Origin of the sequence: Neisseria leonii, from assembly GCF_028776105.2 — a bacterium.
GTDB lineage: Bacteria > Pseudomonadota > Gammaproteobacteria > Burkholderiales > Neisseriaceae > Neisseria > Neisseria leonii.
In genome coordinates this window covers 20,731-39,102 of record NZ_CP145606.1, presented here as the reverse complement: position 1 = coordinate 39,102, position 18,372 = coordinate 20,731, and the positions used below count along the sequence as shown (strand labels likewise).

Annotated in this window: 19 protein-coding genes and 1 tRNA gene; 10 read left to right on the top strand and 10 right to left on the bottom strand. The window is 55.9% G+C overall.

From position 1 onward, the window contains the following. Positions 1–254: 254 nt before the first annotated feature. Positions 255–330 (bottom strand) — tRNA-Phe (locus tag ORY85_RS00185). A gap of 376 nt (positions 331–706) precedes the next feature. Here ORY85_RS00185 and asd point away from each other — a divergent pair. The 8 genes from asd (at position 707) to ORY85_RS00145 (ending at position 8,398) form a co-directional block, all read left to right on the top strand. Beyond that, positions 707–1,828 carry an aspartate-semialdehyde dehydrogenase gene (gene asd, locus ORY85_RS00180; RefSeq protein WP_274570729.1) on the top strand — a complete coding sequence of 374 codons (1,122 nt, stop codon included), beginning with the start codon at positions 707–709 and terminating at the stop codon, positions 1,826–1,828. 149 nt (positions 1,829–1,977) lie between these two features. After that, positions 1,978–3,840 (top strand): dihydroxy-acid dehydratase, encoded by a 1,863-nt coding sequence (gene ilvD / locus ORY85_RS00175; RefSeq protein ID WP_274570730.1) that lies wholly within the window; start codon positions 1,978–1,980, stop codon positions 3,838–3,840. A 430-nt stretch (positions 3,841–4,270) separates the two neighbouring features. Continuing rightward, entirely contained in the window at positions 4,271–4,498 is a 228-nt protein-coding gene (locus ORY85_RS00170; RefSeq protein WP_274570731.1) for a hypothetical protein, read from the top strand. Next, a complete protein-coding gene (locus ORY85_RS00165; RefSeq protein ID WP_274570732.1) occupies positions 4,441–5,304 on the top strand; it encodes a hemagglutinin repeat-containing protein in 864 nt (287 codons plus the stop codon). The genes ORY85_RS00170 and ORY85_RS00165 overlap by 58 nt, the downstream gene beginning before the upstream one ends. Next, positions 5,301–5,510: a hypothetical protein gene (locus ORY85_RS00160; RefSeq protein ID WP_274570734.1), complete on the top strand. Its 210-nt coding sequence runs from the start codon at positions 5,301–5,303 to the stop codon at positions 5,508–5,510. The genes ORY85_RS00165 and ORY85_RS00160 overlap by 4 nt, the downstream gene beginning before the upstream one ends. Before the next feature lie 2 nt (positions 5,511–5,512). Further along, on the top strand, positions 5,513–6,334 hold the full coding sequence (locus ORY85_RS00155; RefSeq protein WP_274570735.1) for a hemagglutinin repeat-containing protein: 822 nt from the start codon (positions 5,513–5,515) through the stop codon (positions 6,332–6,334). After that, on the top strand, positions 6,318–7,034 hold the full coding sequence (locus tag ORY85_RS00150; RefSeq protein ID WP_274570736.1) for a hemagglutinin repeat-containing protein: 717 nt from the start codon (positions 6,318–6,320) through the stop codon (positions 7,032–7,034). The genes ORY85_RS00155 and ORY85_RS00150 overlap by 17 nt, the downstream gene beginning before the upstream one ends. Positions 7,035–7,813: 779 nt before the next feature. Continuing rightward, positions 7,814–8,398, top strand: a complete 585-nt coding sequence (locus ORY85_RS00145) for a hypothetical protein (RefSeq protein ID WP_274570737.1) — start codon at positions 7,814–7,816, stop codon at positions 8,396–8,398. Here ORY85_RS00145 and ORY85_RS00140 read toward each other — a convergent pair. From ORY85_RS00140 to ORY85_RS00125, 4 genes are all read right to left on the bottom strand, one after another. After that, complete coding sequence (locus tag ORY85_RS00140) at positions 8,365–9,096, bottom strand: amino acid ABC transporter ATP-binding protein (RefSeq protein WP_274570738.1); 732 nt, start codon at positions 9,094–9,096, stop codon at positions 8,365–8,367. The two genes, ORY85_RS00145 and ORY85_RS00140, sit on opposite strands and share 34 nt — an antisense overlap. A 36-nt stretch (positions 9,097–9,132) precedes the next feature. Next, positions 9,133–9,594 (bottom strand): hypothetical protein, encoded by a 462-nt coding sequence (locus ORY85_RS00135; protein ID WP_274570739.1) that lies wholly within the window; start codon positions 9,592–9,594, stop codon positions 9,133–9,135. Between the two features lie 106 nt (positions 9,595–9,700). Continuing rightward, on the bottom strand, positions 9,701–10,480 hold the full coding sequence (gene rsmA, locus ORY85_RS00130) for a 16S rRNA (adenine(1518)-N(6)/adenine(1519)-N(6))-dimethyltransferase RsmA (protein ID WP_274570740.1): 780 nt from the start codon (positions 10,478–10,480) through the stop codon (positions 9,701–9,703). 63 nt (positions 10,481–10,543) lie between these two features. Next, complete coding sequence (locus ORY85_RS00125; protein WP_274570741.1) at positions 10,544–10,951, bottom strand: YqaA family protein; 408 nt, start codon at positions 10,949–10,951, stop codon at positions 10,544–10,546. A gap of 158 nt (positions 10,952–11,109) precedes the next feature. Between ORY85_RS00125 and ORY85_RS00120 the strand changes: the two genes are divergently transcribed. Then, on the top strand, positions 11,110–11,706 hold the full coding sequence (locus tag ORY85_RS00120) for a nucleoside triphosphate pyrophosphatase (RefSeq protein ID WP_274570742.1): 597 nt from the start codon (positions 11,110–11,112) through the stop codon (positions 11,704–11,706). A 380-nt stretch (positions 11,707–12,086) separates the two neighbouring features. Here the strand turns inward: ORY85_RS00120 and argG are convergent, their stop codons facing one another. The 4 genes from argG to ychF form a co-directional block, all read right to left on the bottom strand. Beyond that, the gene (argG, locus tag ORY85_RS00115; RefSeq protein ID WP_274570743.1) at positions 12,087–13,427 is read right to left on the bottom strand and encodes an argininosuccinate synthase; all 1,341 of its coding nucleotides are present in this window, start codon (positions 13,425–13,427) and stop codon (positions 12,087–12,089) included. Positions 13,428–13,625: 198 nt separating this feature from the next. Next, on the bottom strand, positions 13,626–14,930 hold the full coding sequence (gene tyrS / locus ORY85_RS00110; protein WP_274570991.1) for a tyrosine--tRNA ligase: 1,305 nt from the start codon (positions 14,928–14,930) through the stop codon (positions 13,626–13,628). A 22-nt stretch (positions 14,931–14,952) separates the two neighbouring features. Further along, complete coding sequence (locus tag ORY85_RS00105; protein WP_274570744.1) at positions 14,953–15,462, bottom strand: hypothetical protein; 510 nt, start codon at positions 15,460–15,462, stop codon at positions 14,953–14,955. A gap of 15 nt (positions 15,463–15,477) precedes the next feature. After that, a complete protein-coding gene (gene ychF / locus ORY85_RS00100) occupies positions 15,478–16,569 on the bottom strand; it encodes a redox-regulated ATPase YchF (protein WP_274570745.1) in 1,092 nt (363 codons plus the stop codon). A gap of 261 nt (positions 16,570–16,830) precedes the next feature. Between ychF and ORY85_RS00095 the strand changes: the two genes are divergently transcribed. After that, complete coding sequence (locus tag ORY85_RS00095; protein WP_274570746.1) at positions 16,831–17,244, top strand: DUF2147 domain-containing protein; 414 nt, start codon at positions 16,831–16,833, stop codon at positions 17,242–17,244. 144 nt (positions 17,245–17,388) lie between these two features. On the opposite strand, the gene ORY85_RS00090 is transcribed toward ORY85_RS00095, so the two are convergent. Further along, entirely contained in the window at positions 17,389–18,366 is a 978-nt protein-coding gene (locus ORY85_RS00090; protein WP_274570992.1) for an asparaginase, read from the bottom strand. Between the last annotated feature and the right edge of the window lie 6 nt (positions 18,367–18,372).

Here is an 18,372-nt window from a genome sequence, read left to right as displayed (position 1 = left end):
CGAAACAGACGGCCTGCCGCCGCACCGCCCGATTCATCAGCACCCTCTTTTTCAGACGGCATCTTGCGGCCGTCTGAAAACCGCGAAACCGAAAAATGCCATATTCATATTTTCTGCGCAATAAAAAATAGCCGCAGAAAACGGCCGGCAACAAACAGCAAAACCCGCCCAAGCGGTCTGCTTGTGCGGGTTCGGTATTCGACTATGCGGCCCAAAACGGCAGGCAACAAAAAAAACCGCCGATGCGGTTTTAGTGGTGGCCAGAGGCGGGATCGAACCGCCGACACACGGATTTTCAATCCGTTGCTCTACCAACTGAGCTATCTGGCCTTGCGAAAGGCGTATTAAACCAGAATCCGAACCGCCGCGCAAGACAAGGCCGTCTGATTTTGACCCGAAAACAGTCAAACGTTTATTTTTTAACAAAATAAAAACCGCCTGCTGCATCGTACCAAACGGAATGGCCGGACACCGATACCGGCAGCATAACCGGCCTGCGGATTGGGACAGAAAAACCGGATAGGCGTTATCCGATCCGTGCCAAACCTGCCGCCAACCGTTCTGAATAGGCAGCACCGCCAAACCGCCTCCCCTCTTACGCCCAATATCCGGTGTTTGCGCTAAAAAACTTTACATTTTGACAGGATAGGACTAAAAAGGACGTTTTTTCTTTTATCACAAGACTCAAATCATCGGAGCATAAATCATGAAAGTAGGATTTGTCGGCTGGCGCGGCATGGTCGGTTCGGTTTTGATGCAGCGTATGCAGGAAGAAAACGACTTTGCCCACATTCCCGAAGCCGTATTTTTTACTACCTCCAACGTCGGCGGTACCGCCCCCGACTTCGGCCAGGCGGCCAAAACCCTGCGCGATGCCAATAATCTGACCGAATTGGCCGAAATGGACATTATCGTTACCTGCCAAGGCGGCGACTACACCAAAGCCGTCTTCCAACCCCTGCGCGATTCCGGCTGGAACGGCTACTGGATTGATGCCGCCTCTTCGCTGCGCATGAACGATGATGCCGTGATTGTGCTGGACCCCGTGAACCGCCATGTGATTGACCACGCCCTGCAAAACGGCGTGAAAAACTACATCGGCGGCAACTGCACCGTCTCGCTGATGCTGATGGCCTTGGGCGGCCTGTTCCAAAACGATTTAGTGGAATGGGCGACCAGCATGACCTATCAGGCCGCATCGGGTGCGGGTGCGAAAAATATGCGCGAGCTGATTGAAGGCATGGGCGCGATTCACAACGAAGTCAAAGCCGAAATCGCCGACCCCGCCGGTGCGATTCTCGACATCGACCGCAAAGTGTCGGACTTTCTGCGCAGTGATGCCTTCCCCGCCGCCAACTTCGGCGTACCGCTGGCGGGCAGCCTGATTCCGTGGATTGATGCCGATTTGGGCAACGGCCAATCCAAAGAAGAATGGAAAGGCGGCGTGGAAACCAACAAAATCCTCGGCCGCAGTGCCAACCCCACCGTTATCGACGGCCTGTGCGTGCGCGTGGGCGCGATGCGCTGCCACAGCCAAGCCATCACACTGAAACTGAAAAAAGATCTGCCGGTAGCCGAAATCGAAAAACTGCTGGCCGAAGCCAACGCTTGGGTAAAAGTGATTCCCAATGAAAAAAAAGCCAGCGTCCGCGGGCTGACCCCCGCCAAAGTAACCGGCACCCTGAGCGTACCCGTCGGCCGTATCCGCAAGCTGGGCATGGGCGGCGAATACATCAGCGCGTTTACCGTGGGCGACCAGCTTTTGTGGGGCGCAGCCGAACCGCTGCGCCGTATGCTGCGCATTGTTTTGGGCAATTTGGACGCCTAACCCCGACCGCCCCGCGACATCAGGCCGTCTGAAAACCGTTCTGCCGTTTTCAGACGGCCTTATCTGTCTGCTTCTTTATATCAGGTGTTTGGTATAGAATAAGCCGCTTTGATATACCGTACGAATCTAAAAAATAAGGAATCCGAACCATGCCAGCCTACCGCTCCAAAACCTCCACCCACGGCCGCAATATGGCCGGCGCGCGCGCCCTGTGGCGTGCCACCGGCGTGGCCGATGCCGATTTCGGCAAACCGATTATCGCCGTTGCCAACTCGTTCACCCAGTTTGTTCCCGGCCATGTCCATCTGCACAATATGGGGCAGCTGGTCGCGCGCGAAATCGAAAAAGCGGGCGGCCTGGCCAAAGAATTCAACACCATCGCCGTGGACGACGGCATTGCGATGGGGCACGGCGGTATGCTCTATTCGCTGCCCAGCCGCGATTTGATTGCCGATTCGGTGGAATACATGGTAAACGCGCATTGTGCCGACGCGCTGGTGTGCATTTCCAACTGCGACAAAATCACTCCGGGCATGCTGATGGCGGCCATGCGTCTGAACATTCCCACCGTATTCGTGTCCGGCGGGCCGATGGAGGCGGGCAAAGTCATCGGCGTGGCCAATATCGCCGATACCCGCAAGCTCGATTTGGTGGATGCGATGGTCGATGCCGCCGACGACAACGTGAGCGATGAAGCCGTGGCCGCAGTAGAGCGTTCCGCCTGCCCCACCTGCGGTTCGTGTTCGGGCATGTTCACCGCCAACTCGATGAACTGTCTCACCGAAGCTTTGGGCTTGTCGCTGCCCGGCAACGGATCGCTGCTGGCCACCCATGCCGGCCGCAAAGAGCTGTTTCTCGAAGCAGGCCGTCTGATTGTGGAAATCACCAAACGCTATTACGAACAGGACGATGCGAGCGTATTGCCGCGCAGCATCGCCACCAAAGCCGCATTCGAAAACGCCATGAGTCTTGATGTGGCGATGGGCGGCTCCACCAACACCGTCCTGCACCTTCTGGCCGCCGCCAACGAAGCCGGCGTCGATTTCAAAATGGCCGACATCGACCGCATCAGCCGCCAAGTGCCGTGCCTGTGCAAAGTCGCCCCCGCCACCCAGAAATACCATATGGAAGACGTGCACCGCGCCGGCGGCGTGATGGGCATTCTGGCCGAACTCGACCGCGCAGGCTGCCTGAACACCGCCGTTTCCACCGTCCACGAAAAAACGCTGAAAGACGCGCTAGCGAAATGGGACATTACCGACCCCGCCAACGAAACGGCGCATGCGCGTTACAAGGCCGCGCCCGGCGGCGTGCGCACCACCGAAGCGTTTTCGCAAAACCGCCAATGGCCGAGCCTGGATTTAGACCGCGAAAACGGCTGTATCCGCAGCAAACAGCACGCCTATTCGCAAGACGGCGGTCTGGCCGTCCTGTTCGGCAACATCGCCGAGCGCGGCTGCGTCGTCAAAACCGCCGGCGTGGACGACAGCATTCTGACATTCACCGGCCGCGCCCGCGTGTTTGAAAGCCAAGATTCGGCCGTCTCCGCCATTTTGGACAACCGAATCAGCGCAGGCGACATCGTCATCATCCGATACGAAGGCCCCAAAGGCGGCCCCGGTATGCAGGAAATGCTCTACCCCACCAGCTACCTGAAATCCAAAGGTTTGGGCAAAGCCTGCGCCCTGCTGACAGACGGCCGCTTCTCCGGCGGCACATCGGGTTTGAGCATCGGCCACGTTTCGCCCGAAGCGGCCGAAGGCGGCGCCATCGGCTTGGTATGCGAAGGCGACACCGTCGAAATCGATATTCCGAACCGCAGCATCCGTCTGGCCGTATCCGGTGAAGAACTGGCCGCACGCCGTGCCGCAATGGAAGCACGCGGTGCCAAAGCGTGGCAGCCCGAAAACCGCGACCGCCATGTCTCCGCCGCCCTGCGTGCCTACGCCGCCATGACCACATCGGCCGATACCGGCGCGGTGCGCGATGTTTCACAGGTCGAGCGTAAATAAGCCACCCCAACCGGAACCTTGCCGTTCCGGTTTTTCTTACCCTGACAAAACCGATTCCGGCAGCAGCTTTTCTTCATTTACCGCAGCACACCGCCCGATCCGGCACGGCAAGACCGCCCAAAAACCGCCGCCCGTTTCTAAAAACCGATGAACACGATACAATCCTGATTTTTCTCTTCCTTTCCGCCCTGGCTATGCGTTTTCTCCCGAAGCTGCCGATACCGCTGAAAAAGTCCGGCGGTTTCCCCACCACAGATACCACTGTCGACCTGAATCTGCATGACCGCTACTGATTGACGGGAATGGCCGGCATAAAACCGGGGAAACGATTACCGGCCCGGAAACCCGCCGCCCATGCCGAATACCGGCAGATTCTGCCGGGCCGTCTGAAAAATACGGCCGATAAGTCTTGCTGCCTTAGGAACCCGCCATGAACAAAACCGGCTGCAAAGTCATCTTGAACAACACAGACAACACCCTGACGGCGGTTGCCGGGAACGGCGCGCGCGGAAGGGAAAATGCTCCAGCAGGTACGGCGGTTTTATCAGTGCCGGCAAGCTGGCGGCAGACGGCGCGGGCAACATCATCAACAACGGCACTTTGGCCGGACGTCAAATCGTCGATCTGTCCGCAGACAACATCAAAAACAGCGGACTGATTCAGGGCAGCAAAATCAGATTGCGCGGCAACGGAGTCGATATCGAAGGCGGCACAGTCTCTGCCGAGACTCTCTTGACTGTCGAAGCCGACCGTCTGCGCATCGCCTCCGCCACCGAAAACAGCGGCAGCGGGACAGACGGCCGAACCGAAACCAGCCGCATTGCCGGACTATACATCACCAACACTTCAGACGGCCTCCTAAGCCTCAAAGCCGGCCAAAGCATCGATTTCACAGCCGCCGGCCTGCACAACAAAGCGGCAAACGGCCAAACACAAATCGTCTCGGGCGGCCGCATCAACTTGGATACCGCCAAACTTTCGTCCTACAGCAGACAAGGCGGATGGGACGATAAAAACCGCCGCCGCCTGACCCAGACTTCGGAAGCGGGCACGCAAATCAAAGCATCGGGCGATATTCTGATTGCCGCCAAAGACAATCTGGACATCCGCCAAGGCAGCATAGTCAGCGACAACGGCCGCACCACCCTGTCCGGCCGCAACGTCCATATCACGGAAGGCCGTCAAACACTGGATTTGGAGCAATCGGTTTACGGCAAATCACGCGGCATTGCTTCCAAACAGACTTCGCTCGACCAATACCGCCGCCAACATGACGAAGCGGTCGGCAGCCGCATCGAAGGTAAAGAAGTGGTGGTTCGTGCCGGACAGGATGTGAATGTGCGCGGCAGCCATGTGGTTTCAGACGGCCTCACGCTGCTGAGGGCCGGGCATGATGTGAACATCACTGCGGCCGAGAATGCGTATTCGGATCATGAGTTTCATGAGCGTAAGCGTGCGGGTTGAAGCGGCGGCACAAAGACGGTGTCGGCAGCATCGGCTATGCCAAACAGGGCAGCAATATTGATGTCGGCAGCACAAGGGTAATCTCTGCCGGTTCGATGGCCGGCAGTATTGGCGGTGATGCCGTTGTGGTGGCGGGAGGCCGTCTGAATACGGCTGCTTCTGCCATTTCTGCCGGTAATGACGTGTTGCTGCAAGGTAAGAAGTGACCTTGGGAGCTGCCGATGAGTACGAACTGCTGAATATGCTGGGCGAAAGCAAACGCAGCGGTGTATCGGCCACGGTAAATGTGAAAGCTGCGGAAGTGCGGCAAATGGAGAAATTTGTTGCGGATGCTCAAAAATCGGCCAATGAAAGCGGTGCACAAAACCGTGTCCGTGCCTGGGGGCAAGGTCATTTGGCCGGTACAGTCGAACCAATCATGCCTACTATCGGCATGACCCGCAACTGCAGCAATGTTTCTGAAACCCGGCATACCATTACACCGAAAGGCACTACCGTCAATGCGGGTGGCAAGGTGGCGGTTAAGGCTGCAGCAGGCGATGTCAACATTATCGGTTCTCAAGTTTATGGTGTACAAAACACTTGGATTGATGCTTTCCGTGATGTCAACATTGTTGAAGCGGCCCAAAACAATGAAAGCTCGCTACAAAGCCGCAGCAAAACCTCAGGCCTGATGGACAACGGCGCATTCAACCACTTCATCGGCAATAAAATCGACCTGGGCCGCGAACATTCGGCTACAGTAACCTGTGTCGGCAGCGGCCATACTGAGATTAATGCCGACAGAAACTACACCCAACGCGGCAGCAAACTCTTGGCCGACGGCAATATCGGCGTTGCCGCCCAAAACATCCGCATTGATGCCTCAGAGAGTAAATACCATTCCGATTACTACCGCCGCCATACCCCCCGCGGGCATCAGTTCTCCTGTCATCAACGCAGTCGAAGGGGCTCAATCATCCTTGCAGTCATTGGCGCAAACCGGCCAAAGCAGCAACAGCCGCACCAACGCCATGGCTGCCGCCAATAGCGGCTGGCAGGCTTATCAGGCAGCACAGAGTATCGGTAACGCCGTTGACAGCAAAGGTACAGGTATCCATGTCAACATTACCTACGGCGAAAAACGCAATGAAAGCGAAAGCCATATCCGCAGCACACAATCCGGCGGATCCACCGTTACTGCGGGCGGCAGCGTCAACCTTACCGCCTCAGGCAGCGGATCCGACATCACGGTGCGCGGTTCCGACGTGGCCGGTAAAGGCGGCACCTTCCTCAGCGCAGAAAACAGCGCCAACCTCCTTGCCGCCGAACAAAACCACAGCGAACGCAGCAACAGCCAGCGCGGCTGGAATGTCGGTGCCGCACTCGACTTCAGCAACGGTGTCAGCGTCGGTGTTACCGTCGGCGGCAACTACGGCAAAGGTTACGGCAACGGCAGCGAATTGTCGCACCGCTACAGCCATATCGGTCATACAGACAGCCAAACCGTGATTCAAAGCGGCGGCGACACCACCCTGCGCATAGGTGAGAGGCCGCGGCGTGGCACTTACCGCCCAAAACCTCAACATCGAAAATGCCCAAGACAGCGCAGCTTACAACAGCCGTCAATTCCAGGCCGGCGGCCAAATCACCTTCGGCTACGGTGTCAGCGGCAGCGGGGACTACAGCCAAAGCAAAATCAATGCCGATCACCGCAGCGTAAGCAGACAATCGGGCATTTATGCCGGTAACGACGGTTTCCAAGTCGATGTACGCAACCACACCGGCCTGAAAGGCGGTATCGTGACCGCAACCGCCAATGCCGAGGCGGAAGACAGAAACCGCTTTCAGACGGCCACCCTGTCCCATTCCGACCTGGAAAACCACAGCCGCTTTGAAGGCGAAAGCTTCGGTATCGGCGCATCGGGCAGCATCAGCGGCCAAAGCCTGAGCCAAACCGCTCCCGCCCCCGACAGCCGCATCCAAACCGTTGCCGGTAAAAACGGCATGGGCAGCACCATCGGCTACGGCAGCGATAGCAACAACCAAAGCAGCATCACCAAGAGCGGCATCGGCACACGCAACATCGTCATTGCCAACGACGCAACGGGCGGACAGGCAGCAGCCATCTACACCGATACCCGAACCGAAACCGCCGAAGCGGATTCAGGCCGCCTGAACAATGCATTTGACAAAGAGAAAGTCCGGCGCGAGATTGACCTGCAAAGGCGCGTGAATCAAGACTTCAGCCGCAATGTGCAGGAGGCAAATCTGAAATCTACCGCCATATTGCCGATTTGAGTGTCCGAAAAGAAGCAGGATCCATCAGCAATGAAGAACATGAACAAGAACTTGCCAAATACGATACACTAAAACTCCTAACCGATACCGTCAGTATGGGAGTGGCAACCCCGAGCAACAGCTTAGGCGGTTCCCTGCCGGCAGCGGCCACCCCTGCCGTCAGCCGCGAAATCGGCAGTTATTTCACCCGAAACCGGCAAAGACAAGCAAGGTACGCCCAGCGGCGCATATGGTTTGGAATGCCGCTGTTGCCTATGCGGCAGGCAGCAACACCGCTGCCGCAGCCCTATCCTCAGGCAGTGCGGAAATAGCCGCTCCGATAATTTCCCATTGGCTGTTCAATCAAAAAGACCCGTCCAAACTTAATGAAGGCCAAAAAGCAGCATTGGTCAGTATTACGGGGTTGCTGGACAGCGGCTTCGATTCGGCCACTGGCGATTACTGCAATATCGTTTCAGACGACCTTATCGGGCAGGCGGTAACGGAACACAATAATGCGGCACAAGTCGGCAAAGCCGTAGGAGGTGCGGCAATCGCAGGCTTAGGCTGCCTGTTTGATAAAAACTGCGGCTGCGTACTGGATAGAGTTGCCGAAACGCTGGCCGAACAGCGCCGGCAGGCTCAGGAAGAGCAAGATGCCATATTTTCAGCCATTCAGAGCGCACAGAACGGTAAGGGGAAAGCTCAGCCAAAACTGTACAGCCGGGGCGATACCACGCTTAAAGGCGCGGCGGCCTCGGCCGACCGCATCGATACCGGCATCAAAGGCCGTCTGAAAAATCAGACTTTACGGTGCACCTGCGCCAGAAACTGACGGGCACGCTCGCTTTGAGGATTGGTAAAGAATGCTTCGGGATCGGCATCTTCGACAATCCGGCCGTGATCGACAAAAATCACGCGGTCGGCCACTTCGCGGGCAAAATCCATTTCATGGGTAACACACATCATGGTCATGCCGCTTTGTGCCAAATCTTTCATGACTTTCAATACCTCGCCGACCATTTCGGGATCGAGTGCGGAGGTCGGTTCGTCAAACAGCATCACGCGCGGCTCCATGGCCAAACCGCGTGCAATGGCCACGCGCTGCTGCTGGCCGCCTGAAAGCTGGCCGGGCAGTGCGTCCTGCTTATGCGCCAAGCCGACGCGTTTCAACAGTTCGACTGCTTTTGCCACGGCCGCTTCGCGGCTGATTTTCTTGACTTTGAGCGGTGAAAGGATAATGTTTTCCAGCACCGTCAGGTGCGGGTACAGATTGAAGTGTTGGAACACGAAGCCCACTTCCGCACGCACGGCATTCAAGTCGGTGTTTGGGTCAGCCACATTCACACCGTCCACCCAAATCTCGCCGCTTTCGATGGTTTCCAGCTGGTTTACCGTGCGGATTAAGGTGGATTTGCCGCTGCCCGACGGGCCGCACACCACCACAACTTCGCCTTTTTTGATTTCGAGATTCACACCGTTGATAACGTGCAGGTCTTTGAAGTGTTTATGTACGTTTTTGAATTTAATCATTTTCCACTCATTCTGATAGCGAAATACCTTTTATTTTTAAGGATAAAATGCTGCCATTTGTCCAATCAGGTGTTGCCGTTTTGCCTGATCAGGCTTGTCCTGCATGTAATAAATTTTGGTATACGCACGGCCATTTTTCATTTGATTTAAAATCATCAGCATATAGCGGTATTCTTTGGCACCTGCGTTTTTGGCTTCACAGAAATAATATTCCTGTCCTTGATGCAGCGCGCTCTGAAATTCACACCCTGCCTTATCCAATTTCGTTTTCTCTTCCTGGAAGAAAGCGTCTTTTGACAGCATTTTTTCCTGCGGCCGATAGTCAATCAACAAAGCGGGTCCCCATTTCCTGCCGTAGAAAAACGTCCCTTCACTCAGATTCAACGCTGTTTTCGACCGGTAGAGCGTATAAACTTCTCCGTCAAACATACGGCTGCCCTGACTGACGGCACAGGCATTTAACAACAGCGAGGAAAATAATATAAAGTATTTTCCCATGCTTCTTCCTTACAGACGGCCTTGCTGATGATTCGGCGCACAAAATCCCGTTGATAGGCATTTTCAAACCGTATTCGGCGGGCTTTCCAAAATCTGCGCCACGGTTTCAGACGGCCTTATTCACCAGATAATTGCTTAATTCCACATATTTTTCCGGCGCGATATGTTCGGCACGGTCTTGCGGACTGATGCCCACAGCTTCCAAATCTTCGTCACCGGCGATGTCTTTCAGATTATTGCGTATGGTTTTGCGGCGCTGCTGGAAGGCGGCTTTGACCAGTTTGGCGAAATGATCGAAATCCTGCGCCTCACCGATGCGGTGTTTCACCGGAATCATGCGCACCACGGCAGAATCCACTTTGGGTGCGGGATCGAACGACTCGGGCGGAACGTCAATCAGGCTTTCCATCTCGAAAAAATATTGCAGCATCACGCCCAAACGGCCGTAGTCGTTGCTTTTCGGCACGGCCGTCATGCGCTCTACCACTTCTTTTTGCAGCATAAAGTGCATGTCGACGACTTCGTCGGCCACATCGGCCAGCTTGAACAGCAGCGGCGTGGAAATATTGTAGGGCAGGTTGCCGACAATTTTTTTTCTGCCGGCCACACTTCTGAAATCGAATTGCAGCACATCGCCTTCGTGAATCACCAATTTATCGGCAAACGGCAGCGTTTTGAGTCTTTTGACAATATCGCGGTCGATTTCGCACACATGCAGCCGTTCGAGCTTGGCCGCCAGCGGTGCGGTAATCGCTGCCAAACCCGGCCCGATTTCGATGACAATATCGTCCGCCTGCGGGCGGACGGCCTGGACAATATCGGCAATAATGCGTGTATCCTGCAAAAAATTCTGCCCGAAACGCTTGCGGGCCTTATGCTCTTTCATTTATTTATCCAACTTGGCGGCAGCGGGCGTATTGTAGCCGAATACACCCCAAAATGCAGCTTTTCACAGGATTTGCAGCAAAACGGCGACCAAAAAGATATACCGCAGTGCCTTGCCGCAGAGCAAAGCCCAAAAACACGGCCAAAAACGCAGGTGCAGCCAGCCGGCAGCCACCGGCAGGGCATCGCCGATAACCGGCACCCACGCCAGCAGCAATGCCCATGCGCCCCACCGGTGCAGAAAAGCCGTCGCCCGCACGGGCAACGGGCGTTTCTGCGGCAGTTTCCGCCCCACTGCATACATCAACAGACTGCCGCCGACATTACCCGCCAATACCACGGCATAAGCCAATGCCCAATCGTCGCGCCGGTACACCCACGCGGCCAGCGCGGCTTCTGATGTACCGGGCAGAATGGTGGCCGAAGTCAATGCCGAAACAAACAGCCCTGCCGCCAAAACCAAGGTTTCCATCACACCCCCTTTTCCTGTGCCGCCCGTACAGGCCGTCTGAAAAAACGGCGGAACGGCCGACCGGGAACGGGCGGCAAAGCGGCAATACCGTCCGGCAGTTTTCAGGCGGCCTCTCTTGTGATACAACCCGTTTTTCATGTCCAACCCGCCGACCGATTATGCCTGCCGACCGCCCTACTCTGTGTCTGGCCTCCGCCAGCCCCCGCCGCCGCGAAATCCTCGAATCCCTGGGGTTCCGCATTGAGTGCACGGCTGCGGATATCGACGAAACACCCCGTCCCGACGAAACCGCAGCCGCCTATGTCTGCCGCATGGCACGCGAAAAAAACGCCGCCGCATACGCGCGGTGCCAAACCGGCCTGCCGCTGCTGACCGCCGATACCTGTGTGGCCCTGAACGGAAAAATTTTGGGCAAACCGCAACATCCGGCCGAGGCGCGCGAAATGCTGACCGCACTCTCCGGCACCGTGCATCAGGTACACACCGCCGTCCACCTGCACCATCAGGGTCGGGTATACCATGTGCTGCATACCAGCCATGTCCGGTTCCGCACGCTGGACGAAGACGAAATCGCACGCTACATCCGCAGCGGCGAGCCGCTGGATAAAGCAGGTGCATACGGCATACAAGGCGCGGCGGGCGTATGGGTCAGCAGCTTGAACGGCAGCTTTACCGGCGTGATGGGCTTGCCGGTTTTTGAGACCTGCCAACTGCTGACCGAAGCCGGTATCGCCGTACCGCCGTTTGCCGATTAAATATTCAGCAGCATTTTTTTCACCCGATCCGTCAGCTGCTTAACCGCGTTTTCCACAAACTGCCCACATCACTCTGCACCGCCGGTGCGGATAAACCGGCCGCTGCCGCTTTTTTCACCATCTGCCGTTTTTTCTTTCCGTTCAAAAAGATGGTGCGCCAATCCACATGTTCTGCACACCTTTTTTCAGACGGCCTGCGGATAAATCCGCCCGCCAACGGTACCGCAGACAGGCTGTTCGGCAGCGGAATCTCCGCTCCATGATGCAAAACAGAAAACGGCACGGCAGGCCGTCTTTTCCGACAGGGCCTACCGTACCGATTTTTCTGCCGCTTCACCATCAAAACCGCGCAGATCCGCGCGGCTGCTTGCTCTCGGTCTTTACGCCTGCTTGCCCAATTGCGGCAACACCGAACCTTCGCCCAGTTGCAGCAGGCCGGTTTGCGAGTAGATGCCGAGTTTGGCGCGGGTGTCGGTAATGTCCAGATTGCGCATGGTCAGCTGGCCGATGCGGTCGAGCGGGGTAAACGCCGCATCTTCTACTTTTTCCATGCTCAGGCGTTCCGGCGCGTAGGTCAGATTCGGCGATTCGGTGTTGAGTAGCGAATAGTCGTTGCCGCGCCGCAGCTCCAGCGTTACTTCGCCGGTGATGGCGCGCGCCACCCAGCGTTGGGCGGTTTCGCGCAGCATCAGGGCTTGCGAGTCGAACCAGCGGCCCTGATACAGCAGACGGCCCAAACGCAAACCGTTGATGCGGTATTGCTCAATCGTGTCTTCGTTGTGGATACCGGTCAGCAGGCGTTCGTAGGCAATGTGCAGCAGCGCCATGCCCGGGGCTTCGTAAATGCCGCGTGATTTGGCTTCGATGATGCGGTTTTCGATTTGGTCGCTCATGCCCAGGCCGTGGCGGCCGCCGATGCGGTTGGCTTCCAGAAAGAGAGCGACGGGGTCGGCAAATTCTCGGCCGTTCAAAGCCGCCGGCACGCCCTCTTCAAAGCGCACGCTGACGGTTTCGGCTTTCACTTCGACGTTTTCGTCCCAAAACGCCACGCCCATAATCGGTTTGACAATCTGAATGCCGGTGTTGAGAAATTCCAAATCTTTGGCTTCGTGGGTCGCACCCAGCATATTGGAATCGGTGGAGTAGGCTTTTTCCGCCGACATTTTGTATTCAAAGCCGTTGGCAATCAGAAATTCGCTCATTTCCTGACGGCCGCCGAGTTCGTCGATGAATTGTTGGTCGAGCCAGGGTTTGTAGATTTTCAGCGCAGGATTGGTGACCAAGCCGTAGCGGTAGAAACGTTCGATGTCGTTGCCTTTGTAGGTGGAACCGTCGCCCCAGATATGGACATCGTCTTCTTTCATCGCCGATACCAGCATGGTGCCGGTTACGGCGCGACCCAAAGGCGTGGTATTGAAATACGGCATACCGCCGGTCGAAATATGGAATGCGCCGCATTGAATAGCGGCGATGCCTTCGTGCGCCAATTGGCGGCGGCAGTCGATCAGACGGGCTTCAACCGCGCCGTATGTTTTGGCTTTTTGCGGAATGGCGTTGTAATCGTCTTCGTCGGGCTGGCCGAGATTGGCGGTGTAAGCGTAAGGCTGCGCGCCTTTGAGTTTCATCCACAACAGGGCGGCGGAGGTGTCCAGGCCGCCGGAAAAGGCGATGCCGACTTTTTGGCCTGCGGGCAGGTGCTGCAAAATAGTGTGATTGCTCATTTTTTTCCTTTATTTTGTGAACGGACGATGATTAAGACGATAACAAGGGGCAAACCGTATTTTAGGCCGTCTGAAAATGCCGTTTGCCGTATTCGCTGACTCTATTCGCGTTTTTTCCATATCGTAAAGAACGGCTGCGGGGAAACCGCTGTTGCGGCCTGTTCCTCCGCCATCAGGCATTTCGGACGGCCGGTTTATTCAGCGCCACACCAAGAGCGCATGGTTGCGCTTGCCGCGCTTGATGATGGTGTAGCGGCCGAAGCGTTTGTGCGCATCGGTCAGCAGATAGGCATCATCGGGTTTTTCCGGCGCAAAATCGGGATTGTTGGCCGCTTCCACCGTTTCGCCGTTGATGACCACCGCTTTGTTTTTCACAAACTCGCGCGCTTCTTTGTTCGATTTGGCCAAACCGGCCGCAACCAAGGCTTCCACCACATTCAGACGGCCTTCGGCCCCGAATGTCGGCAAACCGTCCAACGCGAGCTGGGCGTAATCGTTTTCGGTCAGACCGCTTTCGTCGCCGGAAAACAGGCTCTCAGTGATGCGCTGCGCCGCTTCCAAGGCGGCTTCGCCGTGAATCAGGCGGGTCATTTCTTCGGCCAGAATGCGCTGCGCCTGAGGTTTTCCTTCACGCGCACGGTCGTCCGCCTCGATGCCGTCGATGGCTTCCACACTCAGGAACGTGAAATATTTGAGGAATTGATACACATCGGCATCGGCCACTTTCAGCCAGAACTGGTAAAACTGATACGGCGAAGTTTTTTCCGCACTCAGCCACACCGCGCCGCCTTCGGTTTTGCCGAATTTGGTGCCGTCGGCTTTGGTAACCAGCGGCAGGGTCAGGCCGAATACCTGTTTTTGGTGCAGACGGCGGGTCAGGTCGATACCTGCCGTGATGTTACCCCATTGGTCGGAGCCGCCGATTTCCAATACCGCGCCGTGGCGTTTGTAGAGCTCGGCAAAATCATAGCCTTGCAGCAGGGCATAAGCAAACTCGGTAAACGAAATGCCCACATCATCGCGCTCGATACGTTGTTTGACCGATTCACGCGCCAGCATGGAATTGACTGAAAAATGCTTGCCGATGTCGCGCAGGAAATCCAAGCAGTTCATTTGGCCGAACCAATCGGCATTGTTTGCCATAATGGCGGCGTTTTCGCCTTCAAAACTCAAAAACGGTTCCAGCTGGCCGCGGATTTTTGCCACCCAGCCGGCTACCGTTTCCGCTGTATTCAAACTGCGCTCGGCCGCCTTAAAGCTCGGATCGCCGATCATACCCGTTGCCCCGCCCACCAGCGCAACCGGCGTATGCCCCGCCAGCTGGAAACGACGCAAAGCCAAAACAGGCAAAAGATGGCCGATGTGCAGGCTGTCGGCGGTGGGGTCAAAACCGCAGTACAGCGCGATTTTCTGCTCGCCCAATAAAGTTTCCAGCGCGTCAAAATCCGTAGTTTGCGCGATTAAGCCGCGCGCTTGGAGATCTTGTAGAATGGAAGAAATCATCATTTTCTTTCTGTTTGCTTACCTATTTTGCCGATATACCTTTATTCTTTTTCTGCTGATTTTTTATTGCCTCGTAAATCAGAAGAGCAGGCAGTATCCCATACATGGCATTTGATACCAGTTGAAAATAAAACTCAATATTCTGAAAAGAATTATTAAAAATAAAACATAAAACAATCTGCATGGTGGCTAAAATAAACACCGCCCAATATTGATATTCCTGATGCCGAAGTTTTTCCAAGAAATAAAATAAAACAAAAATATGTATTATCAACAGGCAAATCAGTAATTGACCGCGCAAACTGAGTTCGGTTTCAAAAGCCGGCCGGACACCAATCAATGATTTTTCCCTGGCACAATATATTTGGCCAATCATAAAGCCAAAGGAACAAAACAACATCGATTTAGATGTTGATTTTATTTCACGCCAAGACCAACAGCGGGAAACACATAGTCCATAAAACAATGACAAGAACAAACATGCCACCACAGCATAACTAAACACTAAATCGACGACATAATTTTTCAGCATTATTCATGCAGAATATCAAACATTAAACAAAAAGTGCATCACATCGCCGTCCTGCACCACATATTCTTTGCCTTCCACGCGCATTTTGCCCGCTTCCTTGGCTTTGGCTTCGCCACCAAGGGCAACGAAATCATCATAGGCAATCACTTGCGCTCGGATAAAGCCGCGCTCGAAATCGGTATGAATCACACCGGCAGCCTGCGGGGCGGTATCGCCTTTTTTAATCGTCCACGCACGCACTTCTTTGACACCGGCGGTGAAATAGGTTTGCAGGCCGAGCAGGTCGTAGCCCGCGCGGATCAGGCGGTTCAAACCGGGTTCTTCCAAGCCCATTTCGGCGAGAAATTCGGCTTTTTCTCCGTCGTCCAATTCGGCGATTTCGCTTTCCAGCGCGGCGCAGACGGCCACAACGGGGGCATTTTCTTTGGCGGCCAGTTCTTTCAGGCGTTCCAGATGCGGATTGTTGTCAAAACCGTCTTCGGCCACATTGCCGACATACATGGCGGGTTTGGCCGTCAGCAGGAACAGCGGGCGCAGCATGGCCGTCTCTTCGGCATCCAGACCGAGTGCGCGTACGGGTTTGCCCTCGTTCAGGTGCGGCAGCAGTTTTTTGCACAAGTCCACCAGCTTCTGTGCGTCTTTGTCGCCGCTGCGGGCACGCTTTTCTTCGCGCACAATGGCTTTTTCCACCGAAGCCAAATCGGCCAAGGCCAGTTCGGTACCGATGGTTTCGATGTCGGCAATCGGATCGACTTTGCCCGCCACATGGACGATATTGTCATCGTCGAAACAGCGCACCACATTCACAACGGCATCGGTTTCGCGGATATTGGCGAGAAACTGGTTGCCCAAGCCCTCGCCTTTGCTTGCGCCCGCCACCAGACCGGCAATATCGACAAACTCCACAATCGCCGGCTGCATTTTTTGCGGATTGACGATTTTGGCCAACTCGGCCATGCGCGGATCGGGTACTTCCACAATGCCGACGTTGGGTTCGATGGTGCAGAACGGATAATTGGCCGCTTCGATGCCGGATTGGGTTAAGGCGTTGAACAGGGTGGATTTGCCGACGTTGGGCAGGCCGACGATGCCGCATTTCAAGCTCATGGTGCTTCCTGAATTTCCAAATCAATTTAACGCGCGATTGTAGCATAATTCAGACGGCCTTATATTATGACAGGTTTGTTCGGCATCAAGGCCGTCTGAATCGCAGCGTCTAACCGTCCCGACCGTCCGAATAGAACAACAACTCTAAATTTGTTTGCTTGCCGCAGGCGCGGGCATGGTATCTTGTCCCCATACCGACGCCCGAATATCGGAACATGCGGTTTCCCACATAAAATTTCCCCACAACGCAAGGAGATAAAGATGAAAAAAATGATTTTGACTGCCGCTTTGGCCGTTGCCGCATTTGGCGCGCACGCTGCCGAAATCGAGGGTAAATGGCGCACCGTCGACGATGAAACCAAGAAACCGAAAGCCATTGTCCACATCACGCAGAACGGCGGCGTATTCAGCGGTAAAATCGTGGCTGTGGCCGACGGTGTGGACAATAACTGTACCGAATGCAAACAGCCCGGCGCACTGATCGGCCGCACCGTACTGACCGGCCTGAAAGAAGTAAACGGCAAATACGAAGGCGGCAAGATTACCGACCCGAAAAGCGGTAAAACGTACAGCGCGAAAGCCGAATTGGGCAGCGACGGCAAAAGCCTGAAAGTGCGGGGTTACTTAGGCGTATCCGCACTGGGCCGCACGCAGACCTGGCAGCGTGCCGACTAAGCGGCACCATGCCCGCATAACCATGCATCAGGCCGTCTGAAAACGTATTTTGTTTTCAGACGGCCTTTTCGGCTCTGTACTTTAACATGACCCTATTTCTGCACAGATGGAACGGATAACCGAATCCGCCCACGCAGTCCCACCCTACTCAATCAATGCCAACGCCCGCAGCACATCAGCCACCGCTTCGCGTCCCGCCGCCGCATACAGCGTCAGCACGGCCACGGCCGTTTCCAAATTGCACCTGCCGCCGCCGATCACACCGGCCTGCCGCAACGCACTGCCCTGCGCATAGACAGCGGCAACATTTCCCTCCGCTGCCTGACTGATATTGAGCACCACGCCGCCGCGCGCGATATAGCCGCGCACCGCTTCCACCCACTCCGTTTCAGACGGCGTATTGCCGTGGCCGTAACTTTGCAGAATCACCGCACCGGCTTGCGTTGCCGCCAGACTGCGCGCGATTTCCGTGCTGCCGAAACCGGGGGTCAGCGTGTAACAGGCCACCTTCGACCACTCGGCTGCTTCGGGTAAAACCGTCCGCACCTGCGGTACGGCACGCAGCTGCCGCCAAGCTCCGCCGGTATATTCGGCCGCCGCGCCTTTATGCGGATTGGCAAACCCCGCCGCACGCTCGGTGCTGACTTTGCTGCTGCCCACCGCTTCCCACAATTTGCCGTCAAACGCAATCAACACCTGCGGCCGCGCCAGCATCAAAGCCGCCACCGCCAAGGCCAGATTGCCGGGCGCATCACTGCCGGGCGCGGAAAACGGCTGCTGCGAGCCCGTCATCACGACGGGCTTGCCGCAATCTGCCAACGCCAGCGCGAAAATATTGGCGGTATAGGCCATTGTGTCCGTACCGTGCAGCACCAGCACGCCGTCATAATGCGGCAGTTTTGCACGCAACACCGCCAGCCAGTCCCGCCAATTTTCCGCCGTTACCGCCGACGAATCGATTAAAGGCGTGCAGACCTGCCAATCGAAGTGCAGGCCGTCTGAAAACGGCTGCAAGGCACGGTTCACCAAATCCGTATCGGGACGCAGCCCGTCCGCACCCGCCGTCATGCCGATGGTGCCCCCCGTGTAGAGTACAAAAATCCGTTTGTTTGGCGCATTCATCATCAA